The 24,401-nt window shown below is 66.9% G+C and carries 29 protein-coding genes; 14 read left to right on the forward strand and 15 right to left on the reverse strand.

Annotation, left to right across the window (positions count from 1 at the left end):
- Nucleotides 1–26: 26 nt before the first annotated feature.
- Complete coding sequence (locus tag ACQUSX_RS08330) at nucleotides 27–1,052, reverse strand: NAD(P)-dependent alcohol dehydrogenase (RefSeq protein ID WP_428906477.1); 1,026 nt, start codon at nucleotides 1,050–1,052, stop codon at nucleotides 27–29.
- A gap of 202 nt (nucleotides 1,053–1,254) precedes the next feature.
- On the opposite strand from ACQUSX_RS08330, the gene ACQUSX_RS08335 reads away from it, so the two are divergent.
- Entirely contained in the window at nucleotides 1,255–2,214 is a 960-nt protein-coding gene (locus tag ACQUSX_RS08335; protein WP_428906478.1) for an AraC family transcriptional regulator, read from the forward strand.
- Between the two features lie 18 nt (nucleotides 2,215–2,232).
- Here the strand turns inward: ACQUSX_RS08335 and ACQUSX_RS08340 are convergent, their stop codons facing one another.
- On the reverse strand, nucleotides 2,233–3,726 hold the full coding sequence (locus ACQUSX_RS08340) for an SDR family NAD(P)-dependent oxidoreductase (protein WP_428906479.1): 1,494 nt from the start codon (nucleotides 3,724–3,726) through the stop codon (nucleotides 2,233–2,235).
- 91 nt (nucleotides 3,727–3,817) lie between these two features.
- On the opposite strand from ACQUSX_RS08340, the gene ACQUSX_RS08345 reads away from it, so the two are divergent.
- The 4 genes from ACQUSX_RS08345 to ACQUSX_RS08360 are packed head-to-tail and all read left to right on the forward strand — an operon-like array spanning nucleotide 3,818 to nucleotide 5,890.
- Nucleotides 3,818–4,897: a M4 family metallopeptidase gene (locus ACQUSX_RS08345; RefSeq protein ID WP_428906480.1), complete on the forward strand. Its 1,080-nt coding sequence runs from the start codon at nucleotides 3,818–3,820 to the stop codon at nucleotides 4,895–4,897.
- Nucleotides 4,872–5,321 (forward strand): protealysin inhibitor emfourin, encoded by a 450-nt coding sequence (locus tag ACQUSX_RS08350; RefSeq protein ID WP_428906481.1) that lies wholly within the window; start codon nucleotides 4,872–4,874, stop codon nucleotides 5,319–5,321. Before ACQUSX_RS08345 ends, ACQUSX_RS08350 begins: the two co-directional genes overlap by 26 nt.
- A 10-nt stretch (nucleotides 5,322–5,331) precedes the next feature.
- Nucleotides 5,332–5,547, forward strand: coding sequence for a hypothetical protein (locus tag ACQUSX_RS08355; protein WP_428906482.1), 216 nt, complete (start codon nucleotides 5,332–5,334; stop codon nucleotides 5,545–5,547).
- Between the two features lie 16 nt (nucleotides 5,548–5,563).
- Nucleotides 5,564–5,890 (forward strand): hypothetical protein, encoded by a 327-nt coding sequence (locus ACQUSX_RS08360; protein ID WP_428906483.1) that lies wholly within the window; start codon nucleotides 5,564–5,566, stop codon nucleotides 5,888–5,890.
- Nucleotides 5,891–5,911: 21 nt separating this feature from the next.
- Here ACQUSX_RS08360 and ACQUSX_RS08365 read toward each other — a convergent pair whose 3' ends face one another.
- Nucleotides 5,912–6,418 (reverse strand): hypothetical protein, encoded by a 507-nt coding sequence (locus ACQUSX_RS08365; RefSeq protein ID WP_428906484.1) that lies wholly within the window; start codon nucleotides 6,416–6,418, stop codon nucleotides 5,912–5,914.
- 53 nt (nucleotides 6,419–6,471) lie between these two features.
- On the opposite strand from ACQUSX_RS08365, the gene ACQUSX_RS08370 reads away from it, so the two are divergent.
- Nucleotides 6,472–7,230, forward strand: coding sequence for a ribonuclease H family protein (locus ACQUSX_RS08370; RefSeq protein ID WP_428906485.1), 759 nt, complete (start codon nucleotides 6,472–6,474; stop codon nucleotides 7,228–7,230).
- A 137-nt stretch (nucleotides 7,231–7,367) separates the two neighbouring features.
- Here the strand turns inward: ACQUSX_RS08370 and ACQUSX_RS08375 are convergent, their stop codons facing one another.
- The 3 genes from ACQUSX_RS08375 to ACQUSX_RS08385 form a co-directional block, all read right to left on the reverse strand.
- Nucleotides 7,368–8,399 carry a mechanosensitive ion channel family protein gene (locus ACQUSX_RS08375; protein ID WP_428906486.1) on the reverse strand — a complete coding sequence of 344 codons (1,032 nt, stop codon included), beginning with the start codon at nucleotides 8,397–8,399 and terminating at the stop codon, nucleotides 7,368–7,370.
- Nucleotides 8,400–8,535: 136 nt separating this feature from the next.
- Entirely contained in the window at nucleotides 8,536–9,525 is a 990-nt protein-coding gene (locus ACQUSX_RS08380) for an SRPBCC family protein (RefSeq protein ID WP_428906487.1), read from the reverse strand.
- 1 nt (nucleotide 9,526) lies between these two features.
- Complete coding sequence (locus tag ACQUSX_RS08385) at nucleotides 9,527–9,901, reverse strand: ArsR/SmtB family transcription factor (RefSeq protein ID WP_428906488.1); 375 nt, start codon at nucleotides 9,899–9,901, stop codon at nucleotides 9,527–9,529.
- A gap of 134 nt (nucleotides 9,902–10,035) precedes the next feature.
- On the opposite strand from ACQUSX_RS08385, the gene ACQUSX_RS08390 reads away from it, so the two are divergent.
- Nucleotides 10,036–10,740: a hypothetical protein gene (locus ACQUSX_RS08390; protein WP_428906489.1), complete on the forward strand. Its 705-nt coding sequence runs from the start codon at nucleotides 10,036–10,038 to the stop codon at nucleotides 10,738–10,740.
- A 29-nt stretch (nucleotides 10,741–10,769) separates the two neighbouring features.
- On the opposite strand, the gene ACQUSX_RS08395 is transcribed toward ACQUSX_RS08390, so the two are convergent.
- The 3 genes from ACQUSX_RS08395 to ACQUSX_RS08405 all read right to left on the reverse strand — a co-directional run bounded on the left by ACQUSX_RS08395 (nucleotide 10,770) and on the right by ACQUSX_RS08405 (nucleotide 14,273).
- Nucleotides 10,770–12,455 (reverse strand): ABC1 kinase family protein, encoded by a 1,686-nt coding sequence (locus tag ACQUSX_RS08395; RefSeq protein ID WP_428906490.1) that lies wholly within the window; start codon nucleotides 12,453–12,455, stop codon nucleotides 10,770–10,772.
- Between the two features lie 20 nt (nucleotides 12,456–12,475).
- Nucleotides 12,476–13,045, reverse strand: a complete 570-nt coding sequence (locus tag ACQUSX_RS08400) for a PadR family transcriptional regulator (RefSeq protein ID WP_428906491.1) — start codon at nucleotides 13,043–13,045, stop codon at nucleotides 12,476–12,478.
- A 217-nt stretch (nucleotides 13,046–13,262) separates the two neighbouring features.
- On the reverse strand, nucleotides 13,263–14,273 hold the full coding sequence (locus tag ACQUSX_RS08405) for a PfkB family carbohydrate kinase (RefSeq protein WP_428906492.1): 1,011 nt from the start codon (nucleotides 14,271–14,273) through the stop codon (nucleotides 13,263–13,265).
- Between the two features lie 78 nt (nucleotides 14,274–14,351).
- On the opposite strand from ACQUSX_RS08405, the gene ACQUSX_RS08410 reads away from it, so the two are divergent.
- Nucleotides 14,352–14,648 carry a DUF503 domain-containing protein gene (locus ACQUSX_RS08410; protein WP_428906493.1) on the forward strand — a complete coding sequence of 99 codons (297 nt, stop codon included), beginning with the start codon at nucleotides 14,352–14,354 and terminating at the stop codon, nucleotides 14,646–14,648.
- Nucleotides 14,649–14,701: 53 nt separating this feature from the next.
- Here the strand turns inward: ACQUSX_RS08410 and ACQUSX_RS08415 are convergent, their stop codons facing one another.
- Nucleotides 14,702–15,922, reverse strand: a complete 1,221-nt coding sequence (locus tag ACQUSX_RS08415) for an MFS transporter (RefSeq protein WP_428906494.1) — start codon at nucleotides 15,920–15,922, stop codon at nucleotides 14,702–14,704.
- An 80-nt stretch (nucleotides 15,923–16,002) separates the two neighbouring features.
- Here ACQUSX_RS08415 and ACQUSX_RS08420 point away from each other — a divergent pair, with 80 nt between their 5' ends.
- The 4 genes from ACQUSX_RS08420 (at nucleotide 16,003) to ACQUSX_RS08435 (ending at nucleotide 18,102) form a co-directional block, all read left to right on the forward strand.
- Nucleotides 16,003–16,488, forward strand: coding sequence for a DUF2975 domain-containing protein (locus ACQUSX_RS08420; RefSeq protein WP_428906495.1), 486 nt, complete (start codon nucleotides 16,003–16,005; stop codon nucleotides 16,486–16,488).
- Nucleotides 16,489–16,710, forward strand: a complete 222-nt coding sequence (locus ACQUSX_RS08425) for a helix-turn-helix domain-containing protein (protein ID WP_428906496.1) — start codon at nucleotides 16,489–16,491, stop codon at nucleotides 16,708–16,710.
- Between the two features lie 74 nt (nucleotides 16,711–16,784).
- Nucleotides 16,785–17,015, forward strand: a complete 231-nt coding sequence (locus ACQUSX_RS08430; RefSeq protein WP_428906497.1) for a hypothetical protein — start codon at nucleotides 16,785–16,787, stop codon at nucleotides 17,013–17,015.
- Nucleotides 17,016–17,256: 241 nt separating this feature from the next.
- The gene (locus tag ACQUSX_RS08435) at nucleotides 17,257–18,102 is read left to right on the forward strand and encodes a G5 domain-containing protein (RefSeq protein ID WP_428906498.1); all 846 of its coding nucleotides are present in this window, start codon (nucleotides 17,257–17,259) and stop codon (nucleotides 18,100–18,102) included.
- Between the two features lie 12 nt (nucleotides 18,103–18,114).
- Here the strand turns inward: ACQUSX_RS08435 and ACQUSX_RS08440 are convergent, their stop codons facing one another.
- Nucleotides 18,115–19,308, reverse strand: a complete 1,194-nt coding sequence (locus ACQUSX_RS08440) for an FAD-dependent oxidoreductase (RefSeq protein WP_428906499.1) — start codon at nucleotides 19,306–19,308, stop codon at nucleotides 18,115–18,117.
- Between the two features lie 130 nt (nucleotides 19,309–19,438).
- Between ACQUSX_RS08440 and ACQUSX_RS08445 the strand changes: the two genes are divergently transcribed.
- The gene (locus ACQUSX_RS08445) at nucleotides 19,439–19,975 is read left to right on the forward strand and encodes a DUF6998 domain-containing protein (RefSeq protein WP_428906500.1); all 537 of its coding nucleotides are present in this window, start codon (nucleotides 19,439–19,441) and stop codon (nucleotides 19,973–19,975) included.
- Nucleotides 19,976–20,189: 214 nt separating this feature from the next.
- Here the strand turns inward: ACQUSX_RS08445 and ACQUSX_RS08450 are convergent, their stop codons facing one another.
- The 4 genes from ACQUSX_RS08450 to ACQUSX_RS08465 are packed head-to-tail and all read right to left on the reverse strand — an operon-like array spanning nucleotide 20,190 to nucleotide 23,695.
- Nucleotides 20,190–21,149 carry an aldo/keto reductase gene (locus ACQUSX_RS08450; protein WP_428906501.1) on the reverse strand — a complete coding sequence of 320 codons (960 nt, stop codon included), beginning with the start codon at nucleotides 21,147–21,149 and terminating at the stop codon, nucleotides 20,190–20,192.
- Between the two features lie 3 nt (nucleotides 21,150–21,152).
- The gene (locus ACQUSX_RS08455; RefSeq protein WP_428906502.1) at nucleotides 21,153–21,941 is read right to left on the reverse strand and encodes an amino acid ABC transporter ATP-binding protein; all 789 of its coding nucleotides are present in this window, start codon (nucleotides 21,939–21,941) and stop codon (nucleotides 21,153–21,155) included.
- A complete protein-coding gene (locus ACQUSX_RS08460) occupies nucleotides 21,928–22,809 on the reverse strand; it encodes an amino acid ABC transporter permease (protein WP_428906503.1) in 882 nt (293 codons plus the stop codon). Before ACQUSX_RS08460 ends, ACQUSX_RS08455 begins: the two co-directional genes overlap by 14 nt.
- Before the next feature lies 1 nt (nucleotide 22,810).
- Nucleotides 22,811–23,695, reverse strand: coding sequence for an ABC transporter substrate-binding protein (locus ACQUSX_RS08465; protein ID WP_428906504.1), 885 nt, complete (start codon nucleotides 23,693–23,695; stop codon nucleotides 22,811–22,813).
- 132 nt (nucleotides 23,696–23,827) lie between these two features.
- Between ACQUSX_RS08465 and ACQUSX_RS08470 the strand changes: the two genes are divergently transcribed.
- Nucleotides 23,828–24,391 (forward strand): MarR family winged helix-turn-helix transcriptional regulator, encoded by a 564-nt coding sequence (locus tag ACQUSX_RS08470; protein ID WP_428906505.1) that lies wholly within the window; start codon nucleotides 23,828–23,830, stop codon nucleotides 24,389–24,391.
- Nucleotides 24,392–24,401: the final 10 nt, after the last annotated feature.

Genomic DNA, 24,401 nt, shown 5'->3' on the forward strand with positions numbered 1-24,401 from the left:
GCCTTTCTGTGTTTTCGGGTGGATGTTCAGAGCTGCGGGAGGATCAGAGACTTGAAGACGCCGGCGCGGCCGGCCGAATCGATGGCGGCATCGCTCTGGGCGAGCGGGTATCGGCCGGAGATCAGCGCTTCCACGCGTACCCGGCCCGCAGCGAGCAGCTCGATGGCAACAGGGAAGCAGTTCGCGTAGCGGAAGACGCCGGTGATGACGAGCTCCTTCTCCTGGACCCAGGATGCGGGGATGTCGAGACCATCGTCCGAGCCCATGCCGACCAGCACGGCGACACCGGCTCTCGCCAAGCGGGAGACGCCGTCGCGGGTTGCACGGCCGTTTCCGGAGCACTCGATGTGCACGTCGAACTCCCCCGCGTGACTGGACAGTGCTCCGGCATCGATCGTGGTGTCGGCGCCAAGCTCGGCCGCGAGTCGCAGTTTTGCAGGATCGACGTCAGTGACGGTGACGTGGTCGGCGCCGAAGGCGCGAGCCGTCTGCGCGGTGAGGAGCCCCACGGGTCCAGCGCCGGTGACGAGGACGCGCGACCCGGGCCTGACATTCGCCTTGCGACACGCCCACACCGACACCGCGAGCGGCTCGACGAGCGCTCCATGCTCGGTGGGGACCGCGTCGGGAAGCGTGAACGCGTAATCGGCGCGGATCGCGACGTATGTCTGCAGCGTACCGTCGACCGGCGGCGTCGCATGGAAGACGACATCAGGGCACAGGTTGTAGCGCCCGGAACGACAGAGGTCGCAGCGACCGCATGGCACGCCCGGCTCGATCGCGACGCGGTCGCCGACGCGGTGGGACGTCACGTCCGCCCCGATGCGGACGACTGTTCCGGCGGTCTCATGACCGAGGACCAGCGGCGCTTCGACGACGTACTGACCGATCCGGCCATGCCGGAAGTAGTGGGCGTCAGAGCCGCAGACCCCTACTGCCCCGACTCGGATGAGCACTTCATCGCGCGCGGGTTCCGGCACGGGTCGATCTTCGATCAGGATGCTGCCGATCTCTGTGAGGACGGCAGCACGATTGGAAGACTCATTCGTCATGAAGTTCGGGACTCTTCTGTAGGGGCTCGAAGCCGGGGACTTGCGATCTATGGCCCGAGTCTAGAAAGCAGCCTCAGTGCACGTATAGCCACGCAGGCACCTACCGTCGGTACTTTTTTGCACCGCTGGGGCTGTCTCTTGCCCCTGAGGCGACGACTGGTGCACCATATGACAGGATAACGTTGCTCGAAGTGGAGGCCTCATGCGCACGGTGGAAACCCCACAGCAGCTGACGGACGGGAGCGGCAACCTCGTCACCGCTCCCGCTTTCCGCGAAGTGATTCCCCGTGACCCCGGCGCATCCTTCCGCTGGCGCACACACGACTATCCCGACCCTCTGGCGCGGTGGAATCGGCACCCGGAGTACGAGATACACCTCATACGCCACGGCACCGGACGCTACATCATCGGTGATGCCATCGGCCCGTTTAGCTCAGGTCAGCTCTTCCTCGTCGGATCGAACCTCCCCCATGACTGGGTCAGCGACCTGCGCCCCGACGAGACCATCCAGGGGCGTGATGTCGTGCTGCAGTTCGACCCCGCATGGTTCGAACAGCTGCAGGGCGTGGTTCCCGAGCTCGGCGAAGTGACACCGCTGCTCGCGCAGTCGAGACGCGGACTCGCGTTCGGCGGCGAGACCGCCAGCGAAGGCGCCCGACTGCTGGAGGCGATCGGCGAGATGTCCGGATCGGCCGCAATCGCCGGCTTTCTTTCGCTGCTGACGACTCTGAGCCGCGCTCAACCCGACGAGGTGCGCACCCTCAGCTCTCGTCCTGTCGACGGGAACGCCGGAAGGGCGCCGTCCGACGTGGTCGCGGCCGCGCTGGACTACGTCTTCGCGAACCTCGACTCGGAACCACGCCTCGCAGTAGCGGCGCAGATCGCGAACATGTCAGAATCGGCATTCTCCCGGTTCTTCAAGAACGCCAGTGGCCAGACCTTCAGCGGCATGGTCAAGCGCTTGCGGCTTACGCAGGCCTGCCGGCTTCTTGAACACACTGACGCGACGGTCGCACAGATCGCCCAGTCAGTCGGATACTCGAACCTCTCGAACTTCAACCGCCGCTTCCGTGACGAGTACTCGATGACCCCGACGGAATTCCGCCGCGCACGCGTTCGGCCTGGGCTGTCGGCCGTTCTGAGAGACACGTCGAACCTCTGAGGAGCATCGCGCGCCGCCTCACCAGGGGTTCGGCTTGTAGTCCTTCAGGAACACGCCGTACAGGTCGACGCCCGCCTCGCCCTGCACGACCGGGTCGTACACGCGCGCTGCGCCATCGACGAGATCGAGCGGGGCGTGGAAGCCTTCCTCGGCCAGGCGAACCTTCGTGTAGTGCGGGCGCTCGTCGGTGATCCAGCCGGTGTCGACGGCGGTCATCAGGATTCCGTCGGTCTCGAGCATCTCGCCGGCGCTGGTGCGGGTGAGCATGTTGAGAGCGGCCTTGGCCATGTTGGTGTGCGGATGCCCCGGCCCCTTGTACCGGCGCGAGAACTGGCCCTCCATCGCCGAGACGTTGACGATGTACTTGCGGTGCGCGGTCGATGCCGCCATGGATGCCCGCAGTCGGCTGATCAGCAGGAAGGGGGCTGTGGTGTTGCACAGCTGCACCTCGAGCATCTCCAGCGGGTCGACCTGGTCGACCGACTGCACCCAGCTGTTCACGCGGTTCACGTCCGGCACCAGCCCACCGGCGTCGATCGCGGTGCCGTCGCCGTGCTTCTCGAGCGACGACGAACCTGGGGCCATCGCGAGCCGGGCGAGGTCCTCCGCAGTGAGCGCCTGACCGCCCTGTTCGGCGACGGTACCGCCGAGGGCTGCGACCGACAGCAGCGGATGCGCGTCCACCGACGCCTGCAGCGCCTGAGGGTGCGGGTCGGCGGTGTGCCCGAAGGTCTCCATCTCGGGCAGCGGACCGTCCGGAAGCGGCTGAAGTTCAGCATCCGCCAGCAGCGAGTATGCGCCCGGCGAGCGTCGCACGGTCTGCGCGGCGTTGTTGATCAGGATGTCGAGCGGCCCCTGGGCCGCAACCGAGTCGGCCAGGCCGATCACCTGGGCAGGGTCGCGCAGGTCGATGCCGACGACGCGGAGGCGGTGCAGCCAGTCGGCGGCGTCCGGCAGCGACGAGAAGCGGCGCACGGCGTCGCGCGGGAATCGCGTCGTGATCGTGAGGTGCGCACCGTCGCGCAGCAGGCGCAGGGCGATGTGCATGCCGATCTTCGCGCGGCCGCCGGTGAGCAGCGCGCGACGGCCGGTGAGGTCGGTGCGCGCATTGCGCTTGCCGTGGCTGAACCGCGCGCATTCCGGACACAGCTGGTGGTAGAACGCGTCGACGAGCGTGTACGGCTGCTTGCAGATGTAGCAGTTGCGCGGCTTGAGCAGCTCGCCGGCGCTCGGCGCGTCGACGCTGGAGGCGAGGTCGATGCCGCGGGTCTCGTCGTCGATGCGGTCGGGAGCGCCGGTCGCGGTGCGCGCGACGACGGCCTTGTCGGCCTCGGCGATGGCATCCCTGATCTCCTTGCGACGTGCGCGCTTGACCGCCTTGAACATGTTGGCGGTCGCGCGTCGGACGGCGAGGTAGTCCGGATGCTGCTGATCGACGCGGTCGAGCTCTGCGAGCACCCGCAGGGCGGTGGCGAGATCGTCGGGGTCGATGCCGGAGGGCGCGTCGGTCATTGGGCCGATTCTACGCGGCCAACCTGGGCATATCCGGCCGTCGTCCGCCCCGTTCCTGGGGTCTGTCGGCGGCACGGCGTATGGTCGGCACATGGGCACCAGCGTCGCGGCATCCGCATCTTGTCATCAGGGCATCGTGCCCGGTTATCTTCTGGCGCGGCTGGCCGCGTCCGACCGCTACTCGCATGCAGCTCACGCGGCGCGACAGACGCTGATCGCGGGTCGTCCGACGTACCACTCGACCCTCGAGCTCTCGATCGACGGCAGCGGGGCACTTGTGGCCGAGATCCAGGCCGCGCCGACGCGCACGATCTCCGACGCGCAGAACACCGAGAAGCTGCCCGGTCTCGTCGTGCGTACGGAGGATGAGCCGCCGGTGGCCGACGCGACGGTCAACGAGGCGTTCGACGGGCTCGGTGCGACATTCGATCTGCTGCTCGACGCGTTCGAGCGCGACTCGCTCGACGGCAGGGGCGCAGCCCTCAACGCGACAGTGCACTACGGCCAGGACTACGACAACGCGTTCTGGGACGGCTCGCGGATGGTGTTCGGCGACGGCGACGGCGAGGTCTTCCAGGGCTTCACCCGCTCGGTGTCGGTGATCGGACACGAGCTCGGGCACGGGGTGATCCAGAGCGCGTCCGGTCTGATCTACCAGGGGCAGTCCGGCGCGCTGAACGAGTCGATCGCCGATGTGCTCGGCGTCCTCACCGAACAGCACCTGAACGGGCAGACCGCCGATCAGGCCAGTTGGCTGGTCGGCGAGGGCATCTTCACCGACGCCGTGCAGGGGCGCGCGCTGCGCTCGATGCTCGAACCCGGAACGGCGTACGACGATGACGAGCTGGGTAAGGATCCACAGCCGGCGCACATGCGCGACTACGTCAACACCGTCGAGGACAACGGCGGCGTGCACATCAACTCGGGCATCCCGAACCGCGCTTTCGCGCTCGCCGCGCTCTCGATCGGCGGCAACGCGTGGGAATCGGCGGGGCTCGCCTGGTACCGGGCGCTGACCGGCGGTTTGTCAGCATCCGCGGAATTCACAGAGTTCGCCGACCGAACCATTGCCGCCGCCTCCGACATCGGCGATAACGTGGAGACAGCGGTCCGCGAGGCGTGGATCGCGGTCGGAGTCATCGAGGATGCGCGAGTACGAGAACCCCGCTGAGGGATCGAATGCCACGGACGATGCGGAACCGGATCGCATCGTCATCGCCGTCGTGCGCAGCGGCGGGATCGCAGGTCTCCGGCGGCGTTGGCGCGCGGAACCCGCACCCGAGGCGACCCCGCAGTGGGTCGCGCTGGTCGAGCGCTGCCCGTGGGACGAGCGCATCGACGACGAGTCGACAGGCGCCGACCGCTACGTCTGGAGCATCCACGCGCGGCTGCACTCGCAGCAGCTCGAGCAGGTCGTGCCCGACACCCAGTTGGAGGGTGCGTGGCGCGAGCTGGTGGATGCCGTGCGCGACGCCGACAGCGCCGACGCGCGGGCATCCGATTCGAGTGCATCCGACGGCGGGGCGTCCGATGACGGGGCATCCGGCGACGACGCCGTAACGGATCCGCGGCCCGATTCCACACGCGAAGCGTGACAATGGATCCATGGGACTGTTCCAGCAGAAGCCGCAGGAGCCGAGCGCGTGGGCCGCACTGCCCGGTGAGCCGGTCGATGAGACCGGCGGCACCGAGCGGCTCGACGAAGTGCCCGCGATGGACCTGATGGACATCGGGCTCGGGGCACAGTACTCCACGACCGTGATCCCGGTGACACCGCCCGCGCCGGAGGCCGCCGACACAGCCGAGAACGACGGCGAATAGCCAGTACACTCGCGGCATGCCGACTCCCGACGAGGCCACGCGCCTGCTCCAGCTCGCCACCGATGCCCGCTCTCGGGGCGACTTCCTGCTGCACCTGCAGTTCGACATCGCTCAGCTGACCGGCCAGGCGTCGTCGTGGGGATCCGCCGAGAACCGCATGCAGCGCGACGACCACGTCGGCTACTTCCTCAGTGAGGTGGAGAAGCGCGGCTGGCGACTCGAGCACACCGGCTACGCCTTCGTCGAGAGCGGCGCCACGACCTCGTCGCGCATCTGGGGCACCGGCGAGGGCGTCGTCAACCACGGCGGCATCGAGGCGTTCTTCACCTTCCGCGTGGCCTGACGCCGCCTGCGTCGCTGAGCCCTAGCTCGTCGAAGGCGTTGCGGCGATCACCGGTGACATGTCGTATCGCCGGGCATCGACGCTGAGTCTCTGCCCGTCTCGGGAGCGAACTATCACGCGCTCCCGTCCCGCGGACTTCACCGTCTCGCATCCGACGACGTCGCTGTACGCGATCCGCTTCTCGCGCCCGAGCACCGTGCGGTAGCGCACAGCATCCGTCCCCGTCTCGAGGTACCAGTTCCGATATGCGAGCAGCGTGCCCAGCCCAGCCGCGAACAGCACGACCGCGGCGATGCGCATCGGCAGCAGCTCGTGCGTGTAGCGCGAGGTGAACGAGGCGAGTGCCATGATGAATCCGGCCGCGAGCAGCACCGCTCCGACCAGGCCGAACAGCACCGGCATCCGCTGTCGCCGCGAGGCGGCCTTCGCCGGGCTCGGCTTCACGCGCCGGAACGCACGCGCCACGATCACGACGAGCAGCGCGACGGCGATCGCGATGATCACGACCTTGAGGGCGAATCCGGACACCCCCTGACGCTACCAACTGCAGGCGGACAGCGCTGACGTCGTACGGTTGAGGGATGACGATCACCGCCGCAGCAGACGGCTCCGCCCTGGGCAATCCCGGACCGAACGGCTGGGCCTGGTACATCGACGAGGACCGCTGGGCGGCCGGCGGATCGCCCCACGGCACGAACAATCAGGGTGAACTGCGCGCGGTGCTGGAGCTGCTGGTGGCGACGGCCGGGATCGACGAGAAGCTGATCATCGAGTGCGACAGCCGATACGTGATCGACTCGGTCACGAAGTGGATGCCCGGATGGAAGCGCCGCGGCTGGCGCAAGTCGGACGGAGGACCGGTGCTCAACCGCGATCTTCTGGAGGGGATCGATGAGGCCATGCGCGGACGGGACGTGTCGTTCTCGTGGGTGAAGGGGCACGCCGGGCACCCGCTGAACGAGGCCGCCGATGAGCGCGCGAATGCCGCCGCACGGGCATATCAGAAGGGTGACGAGCCGCGTCGCGGGCCGGGATTCTCCAGTGCGTCGGATGCCGGAGCAGCGCTCGCCGGGGCGATGGCGGTGGCCAGTGGTGCCGGCGGTGCCGGTCGCGCGGATGGTGCGGGCGGTGCCGGACCGGGCGGTGCCGGCCCTGCCTCGGCGCCCGCGCAGACACTGTGGGCCGAGGCGTCGGATCTGCTGGACGGGTTCGACGAGCCGGTGGCATCCGCCCCTGTCGAGCTCACCGTCTCACTCACCGCAGACGAGCATTCCCGACTGCGCGATCGCGCCGACGCGCAGGGCATCTCCCTGCAGGAGGCCCTCCGCCGCCTGATCTGACCCGGTCTCGAGCCCGGTCACGCGTCGTTCTCTGCCACAACTCCGGAGATCCGGGCCCCACACAGCAGAAACCGTCCGATCTGCGACGGAATCGGCAGGTTTCTCCGGAGTTCCGGCGGTCAGGCGGGTCAGGCGGGTCAGCGCTCCAGGGTGACGCGGCTGAGCGGGAGCGCCTCGGGGTGCTCCCGCTGCAGCCAGGTCATCATCTGCTCGCGGACCTGGCAGCGCAGCACCCACTGGTCGTCGGAGTCCTCCGATGAGACGACGAAGCGCACAGTCACGTGCCCGCCCTGCGCGTCGGTGACGTACACGCTCGAGGTACGCCGATCCCAGGCATCCGACGCTTCGATGATCTCCTGGAACTTCGCCCGCACCTCGTCCATCGGCACGCGCCAGTCGAGATCCATGTACACGGTGCCGAGGATGGCATCCGACTTGCGCGTCCACGTCTCGATCGGGTTGGTGATGAAGTAGCTGCACGGGATGACCAGGCGCCGCTCGTCCCAGATGTAGACGACCACGTACGACAGGTTGATCTCGCCGATGTGGCCCCACTCGCCCTCGATCACGACGACGTCGCCGACGCGGATCGCATCGGTGAATGCGATCTGCACGCCCGCGATGAGGTTGCCGAAGATCGACTGCGCGGCGAGTCCCGCGATGACGCTGACGATTCCGGCGGATGCCAGCAGGCTGGTGCCGACGATGCGCAGCGCCGGGAATGAGAACAGCACGGCGCCGATGGCGACGACGCCGATCAGCACGACGGTCAGGCGCTGGATGACAAGCAACTGGGTGCGCCGGCGGCGCAGGTTCGCCCCGGAGAACGTCACCTGCTCACGGCTGAGCAGTCCTTCGAATCCGAACGAGACGAGGGCGGCGAGCAGCCAGCCGGCCGAGAGTATCGCGCCGATGAGCAGCGCGTGCGAGACCGCCGGCCACCAGGATTCCCGCCCTGGGGCGCTCACGGCGCCGGCGATCCACACCGCCACGACGATGCAGAATGCCATCCAGGCTCTGCGCACCCTGCGATCCAGATCGCGCATCCAGGCCAGCCGGCGGCTCAGCAGTGAAGCGAGCAGCCGCAGGCCGAACACGGCGGCCAGTGCGATGGCGACCGCGATCCCGATGGCGACGATGGTTCCGGTCCACGAAGTCCAATCGATCATCCGTCCACCCTAGGTTGAGTGGTCGCAGCGGCCACAACTCCGGAGATTCCGGCGGCGGACAGCAGAACCGGCCGATCCGCGGTGGGATCGGCCGATTTCTCCGGAGTTCTGGCAGCAAGGCCAGGGGGCAGTCGCGTCAGACTCCTCGGACCGCGAGCACAGCCCGCTCGAGCCGCGCGTACGACTGCTCCATGCCCTCGGCCATGCCGGTGGCGAGGATCATGTCGCGGGTCTCCTTGTCGGGGAAGTCCATCAGCACGGTGATGAGCGTGGCGCCGTCCTCTTCGTAGAAGGTGACGTCGTTGAGCACGTCGGGGCCGCCGGTGCCCTGCATCCGCTCGAGCTGCACCGCGCGGCGCGGGGCGTCGACGAGCAGCATCTCGCCTTCGAAGCCGAACGCCTCGCCCTCGGTGTCGCCGACCGGTGCCCACGAGTTGCGGTAGCGGTCGCCGGCGTTGAGGCCGACCTCGCACTCGGTCATCTCCCACCCGTCGGGCCCGAGCATCCACTGCTTGATCAGCTCCGGCTCGGTGTACGCGCGCCAGACCAGATCGCGCGGTCCTTCGACCATGCGGGTGATGCGCACGTGGGTGTCGTCGAGCATCTCGACCTCGGTGCCCTTGCCCTGCGCGTATTCGCGAAGATCCTGCAGCACCGCGTCGACCTGGCTCATGGCGGCACGGGTGCCCTCGATGATGCCCATGTCGATGACCTGCTGCAGGCTGTCGATGGATTCGAACCAATTGATCGTGGTCGAGCGAGTGCCGTCGGCCGTGGGCTCGAAGCTGAACTGCATGCGTCCGACGGGCATGTCCGGGTTGGGCACGCCGTTCTCGTCGCTGAACCCGTCGAGCACGGTGAAGCCGTGCGGCGCGTTGATCTCGGTGAACTCCCAGTAGGCGCGTGAGGTCTCGCCGCGCGGGCCGGTCATCGAGTAGTCGGCGCGGCCGCCGACCGTGTGATCCCAGGTGTGGAAGGTGGCGGGCCAGCCGGGAGGGCCCCAGAACCGCTCGAGCTGGCGCGGGTCGCTGTAGGCGCTCCAGACGCGTTCGATCGGCGCCGCGAACTCGGCGATGACCGTGAGGGTGAGGTTCTCGGTGTCGGTGGTGATGTCGATGACAGGCATGTCAGTCTCCTGGAGTGGTTTTGGTGGAATCGGATGCCGGTGGCTCCGCCGCCAGCAGGTCATCGAGCCGCGCGATGCGGGCTCGCCATAGTTCTTCGTAGCGGGCGAGGAGCGCCCGGGCTCGCGCGATCATCTCGGGATTCGCGCGGACGAGCCGCTCGCGTCCCTCGGCGCGCTTGATGATGAGGCCGGCCTCTTCGAGGACGGACACATGCTTCTGCACCGCCGCGAACGACATGTCGTAGTCGCTCGCAAGGGCAGAGACGGATTGCTCGCGTTCGATGACTCGACGCACGATGTCGCGCCGAGTCGCCGTCGCCAGTGCGTGGAACACACGGTCGATCTCCGCTTCGCTCAGTTCAGATTGTGCAACCATTTGGTTGTACGTTAAGACGATCGGATGCCCGTGTCAAGACCTTTTTGTAGGACGCCGCGTCCGGCGTGTCAACCCGGCTAGCACGATCCGGGCGAGGGGAGACAATGGCCGGTCACGACGAAAGGGATGGAAGCATGGTCACGCATCGCTCATCGGCGGCATTGGCGGGGGTCGTCACGTTCGGACTGCTGCTCGCAGGATGCAGCGGAGCCTCCGACCCCGGATCCGACACGTCTGCCCCGGCAGCGCCGCCCGCGGCATCCGACTTCCCCGCGCCCGACTCGACCGAGACGGGCGCAGACGGAAAGGGTCAGGCCGCAGCATCCGACGGATCGGGCGTCGCCGTCGACGAGGCGCGCGACGGCACGTGGCAGGTCGGCGACGCCGGCGAGGTCGACTTCACCGCTCAGAACGGCAGCCTCTCGCTGGGTGAGGTGCGCCCCGCCGACGGCTGGGAGCAGCGCATCGCCGACGAGCAGCCGGACGAGATCGAGGTGCACTTCACGCAGGGCGATCAGGAGTGGAAGTTCGAGGTCGAGGCCGACGACGGCGGCCTGCAGATCTCGAAGCAGCTGAAGATCCGCAACGCGTCCAGCGCCGAGTTCCAGGTCGGCAGCGCCGCGACACTCACCTTCACCGCCGACGGCAGCACCCTGTCGGTCGCCGACCTGACACCGGCCAGCGGGTGGACCGTCGTCAAGCAGGACGAGAGCGCTGATGACATCGAGCTCGGATTCCGGAACAGCGCCGGTGACGGCGAGGCCGAGTTCGAGGCCGAGACGGACCGCGGCAACGTGAAGGTTGAGATCAGTCAGAAGATGCGCGGCCCGATCGGGTGATCGAGCGCGGCTGCGAGCGCAGGTCCCTGCTAGCGCCGGCCGAACAGTGCGTGCAGCAGCGGCAGGGCCGACAGGCACATGAGCGTGATGCCCAAAGGAGGCACAGCCCCCAGCAGCAGGACCCCGCCGATCAGCAGGCCGCCGAACAGCACGGCCGACACCGCGCGGTAGGCGACACGGATGATCCTGTCGAGCCGGTGCTCGAGCGACGAGATGTCGAAGGTGAGAGACCCGGCCTCGAAGCGATCGATGAGGGTGTCGACGCGGGTCGGCATCCGCCAGAGCACACCGGCGTTCGCCAGGGACTGCTTGCCGAGATCCTGCAGCAGGTGCCCGCCCTGATCGCGCAGCAGCTTGCCGGCATAGGGCTCGACCGGCTCCCAGATGTTGAAGGTCGGATCGAGTGCGCTGCACATTCCGGAGGTCAGTGAGACGGCACGCATGAGCAGCAGCAGCTTCTCGGGGAACTGCACCGGAAGGCTGCGCATCGAGTCGCCGAACTCGACGGCGAAGTCCTGCAGCTCGTGCGGGTCGACGTCGCGCAGTTCGTTGAAGCCCATGCCCCCGAATCGCGCGAAAAGCATGGTGAGCGCGCGCTCGAGCTCGAGGGTGTCGGCCGACGGCAGCAGCACCCCGATCTCCTGTGCGGCCTTCACGAGCCCGCGGCTGTCGCGTGAGGCGACGGCGATCACCAGGGTGCGCAGCCCGCTGCGCAGTTCGTCGGGCACCTCGGCCATCATCCCGAAGTCGATGAACGTGAGGCGCCACTTCGGCGTACCAGGCGAGTCGTCTGCCACCGGCGTGACGAAGATGTTTCCCGGATGCGGGTCGGCGTGCACGAACGAGTGCGTGAAGACCTGATCGAGCATCACGTCGGCGAACGCCGATGCGACCTCGCGCGGGTCGATGCCGGCCTCGCGCAGCGCCTTCGTGTCGTTGATCTTGATCGCAGTGACGTCCTCGAGGGTGAGCACCCGCCTGGTGGTGCGCTCCCACACGACGCCGGGAGAGGTCACCCGGTCGTCGTCCGCGAAGTCCTCGGCGAACCGCTCGCCGCTGGCCGCCTCGTGCAGGTAGTCGACCTCTTCGTGGCTGGTCTGCGCGAACTCCTCCACGAGCGCGCGGGCGTCCACGCGCGCCGAGACCATGCGCACCCGGTTCGCCCAGCGCGCGACCCGGCGAAGCGCCGCGAGGTCGATGTCGATGATCCGGTCGATCCCGGGCCGCTGCACCTTGACGACGACGGCGCTCAGACCGGTGTCGGCCGCGTCGGCGGGCAGGAGGGTGGCGCGGTGCGCCTGACCGAGGGATGCCGCGGCCACCGGCATCCGATCGAAAGAGGCGAACGCTCGCTCGAGCGGCATGCCGAGTTCGGTCTCGGCGACGAGGCGGATCTCGTCGAACGGCACCGCCGGCACCTCATCCTGCAGGGCGGCGAGCTCGGCGGTGATCTCGGGCGGCAGCACGTCGAGGCGCGACGACATGAACTGCCCGACCTTGATCATCAACCCGCCGAGGTCGACGGCGAGCGTGCGGAACCCGCCCGCGAGCGCCAGCATCCGATCGTCGCGGGTGCGTTCGGCGACGCGTGCGAGCCCGAGTCTGGGCAGCACGAGCTCGAACCACCAGATCTGCGTGAATGCGCGCGCGGCGAAGCGCATGATGCGTCGATAGCGAGCTCTATGGATGCCCGTGTGTGCGCGCCCATCCGCCATCGAGGCTCCCTCGTTCGATGTCACCCTTCGGCGAGAATCGCGTACAGCTTACGACGCGCGTCCTCCAGAATGGCGACAGCCTCGTCGACCTGATCGGGGGTGCCGGTGCGGGCGAGCTGCGCGGTGGCGCTGGCGAGCTCCATGCCGGCCTTGGGCAGGGCGGTGAGGTGGCTCGTCGGACGTCCGCCGACGTTCTCCCACGGCGCGGGCTTGGCAGCCGCGTCTTCGGATTCGGCGATGCCGGCATCCGTCAGCGAGTACGTCTTGCGACCGTTCTGTTCTTCCGCGGTGATCAGGCCTTCGTCCGCGAGCAGCTGCAGGGTCGGATAGACCGATCCGGCGCTCGGCTTCCAGGCGCCGCCGGAGCGCTCGCCGATCTCGCTGATGATCTGGTAACCGTGCATCGGCTTCTCGGCGAGCAGCGAGATGACTGCCGCGCGGACGTCACCGCGGGCCATGCGCGAGCCGCTGGTGCGCTGCTCGAAGCTGGTTCGCAGCTGGTCCATGGCGTCCCAGACGCCGGCGAGCGGGTTGCCCGCTCCGTTGCTCGCGCCGAAGCCGAAGGGCCCGGTGGGGAATGCACTGTTCATGATGCCTCCTTGATATCCGAACGATGGTTAACGATATGTCGTTGAGTGTCGTTCGGCAAGGGGTTGAACGGGACGCGGGTGGGTCGGGGCGCCCGAGAACAGGCTCGTTGCCCAGGACCGGCTGGTTTTCCGGCATCGACCTGCGCTCGCGAACCAGCCTGTTCTCGTCGACGGGAGAAGCGGATGCCAGGGAGACGGATGCCGGGGAGACGCCCACTCACCACTCCCGCAGGAACGCCTCCACCTCGTCACGCGTCGGCGCCGTCGTCGGGCCGCGGCGCGTCACCTTGATGGCTGCGGCCGCGTTGGCTCGGCGGCAGGCATCCACCCAGCTCGAGCCCTCCACGACACCGGCGAGCATCGCGCCGGTGTGGGTGTCGCCGGCGCCGTTGGTGTCGAGCGGGGTCTGCGGGAATCCCGCGATGTACGTCGTCTCGCCGTCGGCGTGCACGGCGCAGCCCTCGGCTCCGTCGCGGACGATCACGACCGCCTCGTCGCGCAGCAAGGGAGCAAGAGCCACGGCCTGCGCCTCGATCTCGCGATCACCCGCATCGACCGGGATCTGCCGCGCGGCCAGCAGGTCGGTCGCCTCTTCGGCGTTGCCGGTCCAGACATCGGTGTGGGCGAGCATCGTCTCGCGCACCTCGGCTGGCAGCGTCGCGAACGCGGCGCCCGGGTCGAGCACGACGATCGCGGCATCGGGCAGCGTCGCAAGCCATTCGAGCAGCGGGTCGCGGGTCTGCTCGACGGCGAGCGAGTACCCGGTGACGCAGACGAGATCGCCGTCACCGACGTGGGCGCTCGCGAGCGATTCGACCGTGATGTCGCGCTCCGCGCCGAGGGTGGTGACGAAGGTGCGCTCGGCAGTCGGCTCGATCATCACGACGCAGACACCGGTGTCCTGCGTGATGACGGCGGGGGCGGATGCCACGATGTCGTCATCCGCGAGGGCCGAGCGGATCAGATCGCCGTTCGGTCCGGTGCCGAGCGTCCCGGCGTGCACGCACTGCGCGCCGAGCCGTGCAGCGGCCAGCAGCACGGTCACCGCGCCGCCGGCGTAGTGGGTGACGGAGGATGCCATCACGTTCTGCCCGCGGTCGGGAAGGTCAGGCACCTCGACGATCAGGTCGACGAGCGCCTGCCCGGTGTGGATCACGCGCGGCGTGGAATCGTTCGAAGCCGTCTCACCGTCTGCAACAGGGGGCTCGTGCCGGGCATCCGCTCGCATCTGGTCAGCCTATCGAGCGTTCCGTGCCACCCGAATGCCGTCGCCTGACCCCGCCCATCGAGTGACAGACTGGTCGGCATGTGGATCGGCTGGGTCGAATTCGACGTGCTGCTGGGCGACGTGCGATCTCTGAAAGAGAAGCGCAGCGTGATCCGTCCGCTGATCGCCGATCTCTCGCGTCGCACCGAGGCGGCCGTCGCCGAAGTGGGTGACCACGACCTGCATCGCAGGACCGCGATCGGCATGTCGGTGATCGGGGCCGACGCGACGCACGTGCGTGACGTGCTCGATCGGGCCGAGCGGATGCTGGCGGAAGAGCACCCCGAGGTCACGCTGCTCTCGGTCCGACGCGGTCTGCACTCCAGCGAGGACTGAGAACGACGCCTGAGGTCCGACCACGCGGCAGGCGGGCTCACGCGGGTGAGGGTTCAACCGCTGCGCTGGGCGACAGCATCCGACCGCCCTTCCAGCGCCCACGCGCAGAGCACTGCGACGATTCCCGCGATCGGCACGACGAGCAGCCCTGTGCGCAGGCCTGCGTTGTCGGCGACGAGCCCGACGATGGGCGGTGAGAGCAGGAAGCCGAGGCGCAGCAGCCAGGACACGATCGTGAGACCGGCGCCGTGCTTGAGGCCTGGCAGCTCGTCGGCGACGTGCATCGCGGCGGGGATGAGCGTGGCGCAGCCGTACCCGGCGGCGGCGAAGCCGAGGATGGTGCCGGGGATCGACGGGAAGGCGAGGGCGAGGCCCATGCCGACCGAGGCGATCAGTCCGCCGGTGATGGCGACGGCGCGCTGACCGAACCGGTCGGTGAGGCCGTCGCCGACGATGCGTCCGACGAACTGCGCGCCGACGAGGGCGATGTATCCCGTGGCGGCGAGCGCCGCGGGAGTGTCGAGCGAGGTGACCAGGTAGAGGGTCGCCCACGACATCCCAGCGTCTTCGATGAGCGCTCCGGCGATCGAGATCAGCACGAGCGCGATCAGGATGATGACGGTCTTCGCGGTGATGCGCTGCAGGGCGCCGCCGAGCTCGGGACCGTCGGCGACGGCATCCTCGTCGATCTCGCGGTCGCGGCCGGGCAGACAGAGGCGCAGGGCGATGATCGCGACGATGCCGAACAGGATCGCCGAGATGATCAGATGGATGCCGAGGGGGACGGCCAGCGCGATCGCCGCAGCCGCCATCGAGCCGCCGAGCACCGCGCCGATCGACCAGATCGCGTGGAACGAGTTGATGATCGAGCGGCCGTGGCCGCGCTGCACGCGCAGGGCGTGGGCGTTCTGGGCGACGTCGGTGATGGCATCCGATGCTCCGCCGAGGAACAGGCCGAGCGCGAAGAATGCGACGTGCGGCGCGAAGCCGGCGGCGAGGATGCCGAGGCTGGTGATGATGGTGCCGGCGACGGCGACCCTCGCCGAGCCGAAGCGGCGGATGAACACCGCCGCAGCCAGCCCCGCCACGATCGCGCCGGCGGGGAAGGCTGCGATGGCGAGTCCGTAGGTGGTGGCGTCGAGTCCGAGCGTGCTCTTGATCTCTGGGTAGCGCGGCAGGATGTTGGCGAACAGCGCTCCGTTGGTGAGGAAGAGCAGCGCGACGCCGAGGCGTGCGCGGCGCATCGCGGGTGCGACGAGGGTGGAGCTGGGCATATGTACGACCGTGCCCAAGACTGTCGCAATCGAACGATTAACGATAGATTCTCTCTGTTGCTCGATGAGAGGATGCTGTCATGGGACGGACGACAATCGTGCTGCTGCGCGTGGTGATCGCGCTGGCGCTGGCGGGTTCGCTGGTCGTGCAGACGGTGCTCGCGCCGCTGATCTGGGTGGATCTCGACGGCACCCCGACGTGGTTCCGCGTGAGCTTCGTCGTGATCGTGGTGCTGGGCGTGCTGACGATGCAGGTGTTCGCCGTGTGCGTGTGGTTGCTGCTGACCAGGGTGCGGCGCGGATCGATCTTCCAGCAGTCCTCGTTCCGGTACGTCGACGTCATCATCGGCGCGATCGGTGCGACCGCGCTGCTCGCCGTGGGGATGGCGTTCGTGCTCGCACCGACGCAGATCGCTCCCGGTGTCGTGGCCCTGGTGTGCGGAGCCGCGCTGGTCTTGGGTGGCATGGCGCTGCTGGTCGTGGTGATGAAGGCGCTGCTGCGGCAAGCGACCGAACGCGAGGTCGAGGCGCAGGCGCTGCGCACCGAACTCGGCGAGGTGATCTGAATGCCGGTCATCGTCGACATCGATGTGATGCTCGCCCGGCGCAAGATGGCCGTCGGCGAACTCGCCGAGCGCATCGGCATCACTCCGACGAACCTTGCCGTGCTGAAGAACGGGCGCGCGAAGGCCGTGCGGTTCACGACGCTGGATGCCCTCTGCGAAGTTCTGGAGTGCCAGCCCGGGGATCTGCTGCGGTGGGAGCCCGACGGAGACGCGAGCGTTTGAGTCGTCGTTGTCAACGGGGTGCCGTTCGGTGGTGACGGATGCCAGCCTGAGCGTCGAAGAGATCGGAGACCGGTATGTCTGACCCCACCCCTTTCATGGACGATCCGCTCGACGCCGAGGGCGTCGACCCGGACCTCAGCAAGGATCGAGACGACGAGCGCCAGCAGTCACCCGGCGCTGACGTCGAAAGCCCGGAGGCAGAGAGCCCAGATGACCGTGCGCCGACGCATGACGAACAGCTGCGGGACCTCACGGCTGCCGAGCAGCAAGGGCATGAGGGGGACGGGTACGCGCACATCCCTTGAGTGAATCGGCGGCTTGGGCCCGAGATGCAGGCGGGTGCTCCCGTGCGTCACGGATAGGACAGCGGGCGAGGCTAGACGCAAATACCTGGCCGCAGCTGCTCTTTGGTGGCGCGTTCTCCGCTAAGGTGTGGCTCAGTCGACGAAAGTCGGCGCGGCGGAGTACTCCCGACTCCGCACCACCCGTCGCGACGCAGCATCCGGTTGGTATGCGAGCGCCTCGCTGTCCCGAAGTAGGTGCTCAATGGCTCGCAAGCGCGCCGCATCACCCAACAAGAAGAGCCACCCCGGTTGGATCGTGCTCGCGGTGATAATCGGAATCACCGCACTCGGTGGCCTATTGGGCCGCGTGGCTACCCCGGTGTTCGTAATCGTCGTCATCCTCGCTGCAGCACTTGGTCTGTTCACGATCATCAAAGGCGCTACCCCGCGCTTGGGCATGCGTTCACGTAAGACGGGATTTGCGACCCTTGGCGTAGCCGCACTACTCGTCCTCGGCGGCGGCGTTGCGAACGCGAACCCCACAGACAAGGAGCAGCCACCGTCAGCCGCAGCGCTCATCTCATCCACTGTGCAAGAGGCGGCGTCAATGGCCGAGAGGGCAACCCCGACGCCAACCCCTATGCCGACCACCTTCGAGGAGGTGGATGTCGATTCGATCATCCCGTTTGACCGCACCACCGTCGACGACCCGACGGTGAGCGAAGGAACGACAGTGGTTTCTACAGCGGGCGTCAACGGGACGAAGCGGACGACGTACAAAGTAACCTACGTCGACGGACGGGAAGTCGCTCGCGACGTCGTGAGCGAGACAATCGCCGTCGAACCGGTGCATGAAGTCACGACGCGAGGAACCCTCAAGCCGCAGCCCGCCCCCGCGCCGCCGCCTGCCGCCAAGCCGGTGCCGCTGACCCAGCCGAGCGGCGACTGCGATCCGAACTACACGGGAGCGTGCGTTCCGATCGCGAGCGATGTGGACTGTGGCGGTGGCAGTGGGGATGGTCCCGCCTACCTCGATGGAACGGCGCGCGTCGTCGGGACGGATATCTACAAGCTCGACCGTGACAAGAATGGCGTCGCCTGCGACTGAGCCCAGCCGCTTTCACTGATCCAGTTGCAGCCGCTCGGACCGCGCACCGATACCCACGAAGCGACCCGTGACGTGCGTGAGGCGCGGGTGGTCGCGCAGCATCCGCAGTGGAAACGGCAGCGGAGCTTCCGCCGCTCGCTCGGCGATCAGGGGACCCTGCATGCGGCGCTGCACGAACTGGGTGATCCACGTGGGCCAGGTGCGTCGTCGCTGCACGCGGCGCAAATCTGCTGTGGTCGGGATGCCGTCGCGCAGCACCGGGCCGAGAATGCGCGCGGCGGCGACGGCGTCTTGAATGGCGATGTTGATACCTACGCCGCCTGCGGGTGACATGGCGTGTGCGGAGTCGCCGATGCACAGCATCCCGTCGACGAACCAGCTGCGCAGCCGCTCAAGCCGCACGCGCAGCAGGTGCACGTCAGAGGCGGCGAGCGCGGAGACGGCGTCGGCCATGCCGGGCGAGATGCGCGCGATCCGGTCTTTCATCACGGCGAGGTCGGCGTCGCTGCCATGCCACGCGCCGGCGGGGATCACATGGGCGATCTGGAAGAAGTCGCCGCGGTCGATCGTGATGATGAGCCCGGATCCCGCCTGGATGAAGGGGTAGCGCTCGCCCGAGGTCTTGGCGATGCGGAACCAGAGGACGTCCATCGCGGAGGCGACTCCGGTCGGGATGAGGCCCGCCGCGGCGCGGATGTCAGAGTCGCGGCCGGAGGCGTCGACGACGAGGCGGGCGCGGACGGCGACCTCGCCATCGGGGCCGGTTCCGACGACGCCGGCGACGCGGTCACCGTCGCGGATCAGCTCGCCGACGCGAGTGGAGCGCAGGAGGGTGAACCTCGGATGCTGCGCTGCCGCCTCGGCGATCAGGTCGAGGAAGTCCCACTGCGGCATGAAGGTCATGACCTTGCGCCGGGTGGGCAGGTGGGTGAAGTCCGCCAGCGTTAGTTCGTTGCCGTACCAGCTGAACGTGACGCGGGGCATGTCGTCGTGCGGGCGGGTGAGGAACTCGTCGAGCAGGCCGAGGTCGGCGAGCAGGTCTTGCGTGGAGGGGTGGATGGTGTCGCCGCGGAAGTCGCGGAGGAAGTCGGCGTGCTTCTCGATGACGATGACCCGGATACCCTGACGCAGCAGCGCAAGCGCCAGCATGAGTCCGGCCGGTCCGCCGCCGACGATCGCGCAGTCTGTCTCGAGCTCGGTGGTCATGGGTACAGCATGCTCTGGGTGCGACGGGGATGGGGGTTGAATCCGATGACATGACCCGCTCGATGCCGAGGGTTCGCAGAGCTGAGCGTCGGCTGACACGATCCGGCACACTGGTTCTCAGAGGAGATCCATGACCACCACGAATGAGCGCCGCAAGGATGAGTCCGATCTCCTGCCCAATGTCACGCGACTATCCGTGAAGCACCTGATGCAGTTGGAAGCGAGTATCGTGACGGAGCTTCGGCGACGCGAGCTGGTGCGAACCAACAACAAGCCGCTGGGCGATATCGCAGAGCACGTCGTGTGGCTCGCGCGTGGCGGCGTGCTCGAACCCAACTCGACCAAGTCGCACGACATCACGACCGCCAGCGGTCACAGAATCCAGGTCAAGGCGATGGCGAATCGCGCGGCTGGCGCCGGGGCGCGCTTCAGTCCGTTCCGGAGCGCTGGGTACCACTCGGCGGTGTTCCTGGTCTTCGACTCCACATTCGAGATCACGGAGGCCTATGAGGTCGAGGCTGACTTGATCGAGGCACACGTGCGGTTCGTACCCCATGTTGCGGGACGCCAGCCGAGTCTGACGCAGGTGCGTACGCTCGGCACCGACGTCACCGCCGAGATGCAATCGGCGTACGCCCGCATCGACGACAGCCTCACGTCTGGGTGACCACAGCATCCTTCAAGAGACAGTTGGGGTGGTCGGCCCGCCCACGACGATCGCGCAGTCTGTCTCAATCTCGGTTGCCCGAACGCAGGAGCTCATTCAGTGTTCGGCTCCGAAACCGTCAGGGAGATCGCTCCCAGACTCTGATGACAGGGTCGCGGATAGCGAAGGGCAGGAGCGACACCCGAGGGTGGCCGCGCCTGCCCTTCTCACGGCGCTAGGCGACGAAGTCGGCCGTCAGAGGCACGTCATGTCCGTACGGCGGGTCGATGTCGTGATTGTCGACGCCCAGCTCACGCGCAAGCGCCCGCACTTCATCGCCGCGAGTGCGAGCGAGTTCCAACCCTCGAAGATTCGAGTCGATCTGCTCTGGACGGGTGGCTCCGAACAGCAGTGAGCACACGTTCGGGCTTCCGACAGCGAACGCGATACTGAACTCCGCCGCGGTGACACCGAGGGAAGCCGCAGCCTCTTCGATGGCGGGAACGCGTGCCTTGATGTCCTCCCGGATGCCTCCAATATCGAGGCCTATGTGCCGCGAGGGTGAGAGGTTGCCCGTGAGAATGCCGCCCTCGAGCGAGTCCGACGCATGCACCGACATCCCGGTATCGGCGAGTACTGACTGATAGTCGGAGCCGTCGACCACATTCTGTCGGACGACGGAGTACTTCAACTGCACCATCTCGGGAGTCGGCAGTCCTTCGGCAACGCAGAGGTCATGCGCTCGACGGATCAGCTCCGGTCGCCAGTTGAGACCGCCCCAGACACGGGCACGCCCCGATGTCACGAGCTCTGCTGCATCCCGCGCGAGGCGCTCAACATCCATCTCAGGGCGCGGATGTTCGACGATGATCACATCGACGTTCTCCACCGCAAGCCGCCTCATGGACGCGTCGAGCTGCGACGTCAGGGAACGCTCGGGATAGTCGAAGTACCAAACCTTCTCGGCGATGACGATATCGTCCCGGGAGAAGTTGGCCTCTTGCAGCATCCGTCCGAAGAGCACCTCGGTGTGCGGCTTGTCGCGGTAGTACGCGACGTCGAAGAACCGGATGCCGCGCTCGTAAGCATGGTTGATCAGGTTGACATTGGCTTCGAACGACAGACGCGAGTATGTGTGCCATGAACCGAGGGAAAGCTCGCTGACTGCGATGTCGCTCTTTCCGATATTGCGCATGTTCTACTTCCTTTTCATTGCATTGACGAACGCGTGTGCACGCGCCGACTGGGGGTTGGTGAGCACATCAGCCGGATCGCCGAACTCGACGATGCGGCCCTCATCGAGCAGTGCCACCTTGTCGCTGACCTCGCGAGCGAAGTTCAACTCGTGAGTGACGATGAGCATCGTCATACCGGCATCGACCAGCTCGCGGATCACGTCCAGCACTTCACCGACGAGCTCGGGGTCGAGCGCCGAAGTCGGCTCGTCGAAGAGCATCACGCTCGGATGCGGCGCCAGCGCGCGAGCGATGGCGACGCGTTGCTGCTGGCCGCCCGACAGCATCCCCGGATACTCGTCGGCCTTCTCAACCAGCCCAACGCGGTCGAGCAGGTATCTCGCACGCTCCTCTGCCTGCGCCTTGGGCTGGCGATGCACCACGCGCAGACCCTCGCAGATGTTCTCTAGGGCGGTCATGTGCGGGAAGAGATTGAATTGCTGGAACACCATTCCGAAGTGCTCCCGCTGTCGCGCGCGTCTCTTCTCCGAAAGGGGGTGATACACACCATCCCGCAGACTGAAGCCGAGCAGTTCACCCTGATAGTGAACGGCGCCTGAGTCGAGCGTCTCCAGCATGTTGATGCATCGCAGGAACGTGCTCTTGCCTGACCCCGATGGGCCGAGAAGGGAGATCACCTCACCGTGGTGCAGGTCGAGATTAATACCCCGGAGGACATGGTTTTCGCCGAACAGCTTCTCGACGTCGCGCGCCCGGATCAGAGGCCCATCCTTCGGTTCAGTCGGTGACACCGCGGAACCCCTTTCCGTATCTGCGCTCTAGCTGGCGCTGCCCGACCATGGCGAGGCTCGTCAGCACCAGGTACCAGATGCATGCCACGACGAGCAGCGGGATGGTCTGATAGGTGACGCCGTAGATCAGCTGCACAGTGGTGAGCAGCTCGGTGTAGCCGATCACGAAGACCAGCGATGTGTTCTTGAACAGCGTGATCATCTCGTTGCCGAGCGCGGGGATAATCACTCGGATCGATTGGGGCGCGATGATCCGGCGCATCGACTGCCAACCAGTCATCCCCATGGAACGCGCTGCTTCCAGCTGCCCGCGAGGCACCGACAGGATGCCGCCGCGATAGATCTCGCCGATGTACGCGCCCTGGATCAGGGTGAGGCCCAGGATGGCTGCCGTCGACTGCGAGATCAGCTGATTCGTAGGAAACGACACCAACGGCGGAAGGAACGGCAATCCGATGGGAATCTGTGGCAGCAACGCCGAAAGGAAGAAGATGAACAGCAGCAACACCAGCGCCGGAATGGCCCGGATGAACCAGATGTACACTGCACCGACCGCTTGGAACACGGGGTTCGCGGACATCCTCAGATAGGCGACGAGTCCTCCCATCACCAGGCCACTGATCGCGCAGATGAACGTCAGAACGATCGTGTTGCGAAGCCCCGCCATGATGTCCGGGTGGAACAGGTACTCCCAGACGACGTCCCATTGCCAGTTCTGGCCACGCACCAGGAAGTCGATCAGCCCTATCAGCATGATCGCGACGATGCCCCCGGAGATCCACCACGACGTTCGGCGCGGTTTGGCGAAGCGATACGTCTTCTTCTCCAGACCGTTCTCCTCCGGGCTCTGCGCTGGTCGCAGAATCACCTCAGAACTTTGAACCATTGATCTCGATCTTTTCCAGCCCAAGGCTCTCCTGGCCCCACTCCGCAAGGATGCGGTCGTAGGTGCCGTCCTCCTTCATGGCCGTGAGCGCCTCGAAGATGGCGTCGCGCAGTTCGGTGTTCTCCTTCGGAATGCCAACACCATACGGCGCGAGATGCTCGGGCTCCCCGGCGAGTTCGAACTGATCGGGCTGATCGGCAACGAGCTCGTTGGCAACGGCCAGGTCGGACCATTCGACGTCCACGCGGTCGCTCTGCAGCGCGAGGGTAGCGGTCGGACCGTCCGCGTATCCCTGTATGTCGATCGCAGGCTTGCCGGCGTCAGCGCACTTCTTCTGCTCTTCGTCTGCGTAGCCCTGTTGGATGCTGCCCTTGACGATTGCGAGGCGAGCGCCGCAGAGATCCTCCCTCCCCGCGATGTCCGCAGGGTTGCCCTTCTGCACGATCAATACGACGCCACCTTCGACGAGGTCCACGAAGTCGAGGGTCTTGCGACGCTCGGCGAAGTCACCGGCCGCGAGCGCCACGTCGTAACGCTGAGCCAGAACGCCCGGGATCACGGCATCCGACGACACCTTCTCGAATTGCGCTTCAAGGCCGAGCCGGTCGGCGTACTCTTTCGTCAGATCGACGATGAGCCCTTTCATCTCCGGACTGCCGGCGTCGGTGTACTTGAGCGGTTTGACGCTGCCACTGTCAGCCGCGACAAGCACGCCGGGTGCACTGAGTGCACTACTGAGGTCGATCTCACTTTCTGCGCCGGGTGCCCCGGAGGGCTCGGATGCTGGTGCGGACGAACAAGCGGCAAGCGATGTGGCGAGCGCAAGCGATGCGGTGACGACGAGTGCTCGGGTGGTGCGAAGCCTCATTGCTTCTCCTTTCGTTGGAGGGGTTGCCCAGCACGCTAACCAGGATTCATGAGATAGTCAATACGTTAACTATTTCGTGATCAGCTCTCGCTAGACTTCAGGCACGATCTGACTCACCGGCGCGTTGGAGGTATGACATTGGGCGAAGACAATCCCGAGAACGGCTCTGGAAGTTACAACAGAACCGAGCTCGGCGACGTCTCGTATTGGTCCTTCGTCGAGCACTTCGATCAGGTGGCGAGCGGAAAGATGCCGTGGCTCGATCTCGAGGCCGCGACGTTCTTCATGACCCTGCACCGCGCCTTCGAGCTGATCGTTTACGACATCCGTGGCGAGCTTGAGCAGAGGTTGACCCCCGCCGGCCTGCGGGTGCTTATCGTCCTCGTCACCGCAGGTCGCATGACCTTGCTGCGCGTCGCTGAGCTCACCGGAATGAGCCGCGCCGCCGTCTCGGCGCTGCTGAAGCGGCTGGAGGCAGACGGCGTGGTCACGCGTACGCCCGCCGAGAACGACGGTCGCAGCATCCTGATCGAAGCCACCGCCGAGGGTGCCGAGCTGATGACCGAGGTGTACCGCGACTACAACGCCCGCGAAAGCGTGTGGTTCTCGAAGCTCGACGCCAACGAGGCAGAGGTGATCAAGTCGGCGCTCTCGCGGCTGGCATCAAGCCTGAGCGGAGCGAGGCGGAGGAACTGACGGCCATTTC

It is taken from the genome of Microbacterium alcoholitolerans, assembly GCF_050408615.1.
Lineage (GTDB): Bacteria > Actinomycetota > Actinomycetes > Actinomycetales > Microbacteriaceae > Microbacterium.

Coding starts and splice junctions, on each gene's coding strand:
- ACQUSX_RS08445 (WP_428906500.1), top strand. CDS start 19,439: ATGACCACCACGAATGAGCGCCGCAAGGATGAGTCCGATCTCCTGCCC.
- ACQUSX_RS08375 (WP_428906486.1), bottom strand. CDS start 8,399: ATGATCGATTGGACTTCGTGGACCGGAACCATCGTCGCCATCGGGATC.
- ACQUSX_RS08405 (WP_428906492.1), bottom strand. CDS start 14,273: ATGCGAGCGGATGCCCGGCACGAGCCCCCTGTTGCAGACGGTGAGACG.
- ACQUSX_RS08340 (WP_428906479.1), bottom strand. CDS start 3,726: ATGACCGACGCGCCCTCCGGCATCGACCCCGACGATCTCGCCACCGCC.
- ACQUSX_RS08380 (WP_428906487.1), bottom strand. CDS start 9,525: ATGCCTGTCATCGACATCACCACCGACACCGAGAACCTCACCCTCACG.
- ACQUSX_RS08470 (WP_428906505.1), top strand. CDS start 23,828: ATGACATTGGGCGAAGACAATCCCGAGAACGGCTCTGGAAGTTACAAC.
- ACQUSX_RS08360 (WP_428906483.1), top strand. CDS start 5,564: ATGCCGACTCCCGACGAGGCCACGCGCCTGCTCCAGCTCGCCACCGAT.
- ACQUSX_RS08350 (WP_428906481.1), top strand. CDS start 4,872: ATGCGCGAGTACGAGAACCCCGCTGAGGGATCGAATGCCACGGACGAT.
- ACQUSX_RS08400 (WP_428906491.1), bottom strand. CDS start 13,045: ATGAACAGTGCATTCCCCACCGGGCCCTTCGGCTTCGGCGCGAGCAAC.
- ACQUSX_RS08390 (WP_428906489.1), top strand. CDS start 10,036: ATGGTCACGCATCGCTCATCGGCGGCATTGGCGGGGGTCGTCACGTTC.
- ACQUSX_RS08435 (WP_428906498.1), top strand. CDS start 17,257: ATGGCTCGCAAGCGCGCCGCATCACCCAACAAGAAGAGCCACCCCGGT.
- ACQUSX_RS08370 (WP_428906485.1), top strand. CDS start 6,472: ATGACGATCACCGCCGCAGCAGACGGCTCCGCCCTGGGCAATCCCGGA.
- ACQUSX_RS08420 (WP_428906495.1), top strand. CDS start 16,003: ATGGGACGGACGACAATCGTGCTGCTGCGCGTGGTGATCGCGCTGGCG.
- ACQUSX_RS08410 (WP_428906493.1), top strand. CDS start 14,352: ATGTGGATCGGCTGGGTCGAATTCGACGTGCTGCTGGGCGACGTGCGA.
- ACQUSX_RS08430 (WP_428906497.1), top strand. CDS start 16,785: ATGTCTGACCCCACCCCTTTCATGGACGATCCGCTCGACGCCGAGGGC.
- ACQUSX_RS08385 (WP_428906488.1), bottom strand. CDS start 9,901: ATGGTTGCACAATCTGAACTGAGCGAAGCGGAGATCGACCGTGTGTTC.
- ACQUSX_RS08425 (WP_428906496.1), top strand. CDS start 16,489: ATGCCGGTCATCGTCGACATCGATGTGATGCTCGCCCGGCGCAAGATG.
- ACQUSX_RS08330 (WP_428906477.1), bottom strand. CDS start 1,052: ATGACGAATGAGTCTTCCAATCGTGCTGCCGTCCTCACAGAGATCGGC.
- ACQUSX_RS08450 (WP_428906501.1), bottom strand. CDS start 21,149: ATGCGCAATATCGGAAAGAGCGACATCGCAGTCAGCGAGCTTTCCCTC.
- ACQUSX_RS08355 (WP_428906482.1), top strand. CDS start 5,332: ATGGGACTGTTCCAGCAGAAGCCGCAGGAGCCGAGCGCGTGGGCCGCA.
- ACQUSX_RS08345 (WP_428906480.1), top strand. CDS start 3,818: ATGGGCACCAGCGTCGCGGCATCCGCATCTTGTCATCAGGGCATCGTG.
- ACQUSX_RS08395 (WP_428906490.1), bottom strand. CDS start 12,455: ATGGCGGATGGGCGCGCACACACGGGCATCCATAGAGCTCGCTATCGA.
- ACQUSX_RS08415 (WP_428906494.1), bottom strand. CDS start 15,922: ATGCCCAGCTCCACCCTCGTCGCACCCGCGATGCGCCGCGCACGCCTC.
- ACQUSX_RS08335 (WP_428906478.1), top strand. CDS start 1,255: ATGCGCACGGTGGAAACCCCACAGCAGCTGACGGACGGGAGCGGCAAC.
- ACQUSX_RS08440 (WP_428906499.1), bottom strand. CDS start 19,308: ATGACCACCGAGCTCGAGACAGACTGCGCGATCGTCGGCGGCGGACCG.
- ACQUSX_RS08465 (WP_428906504.1), bottom strand. CDS start 23,695: ATGAGGCTTCGCACCACCCGAGCACTCGTCGTCACCGCATCGCTTGCG.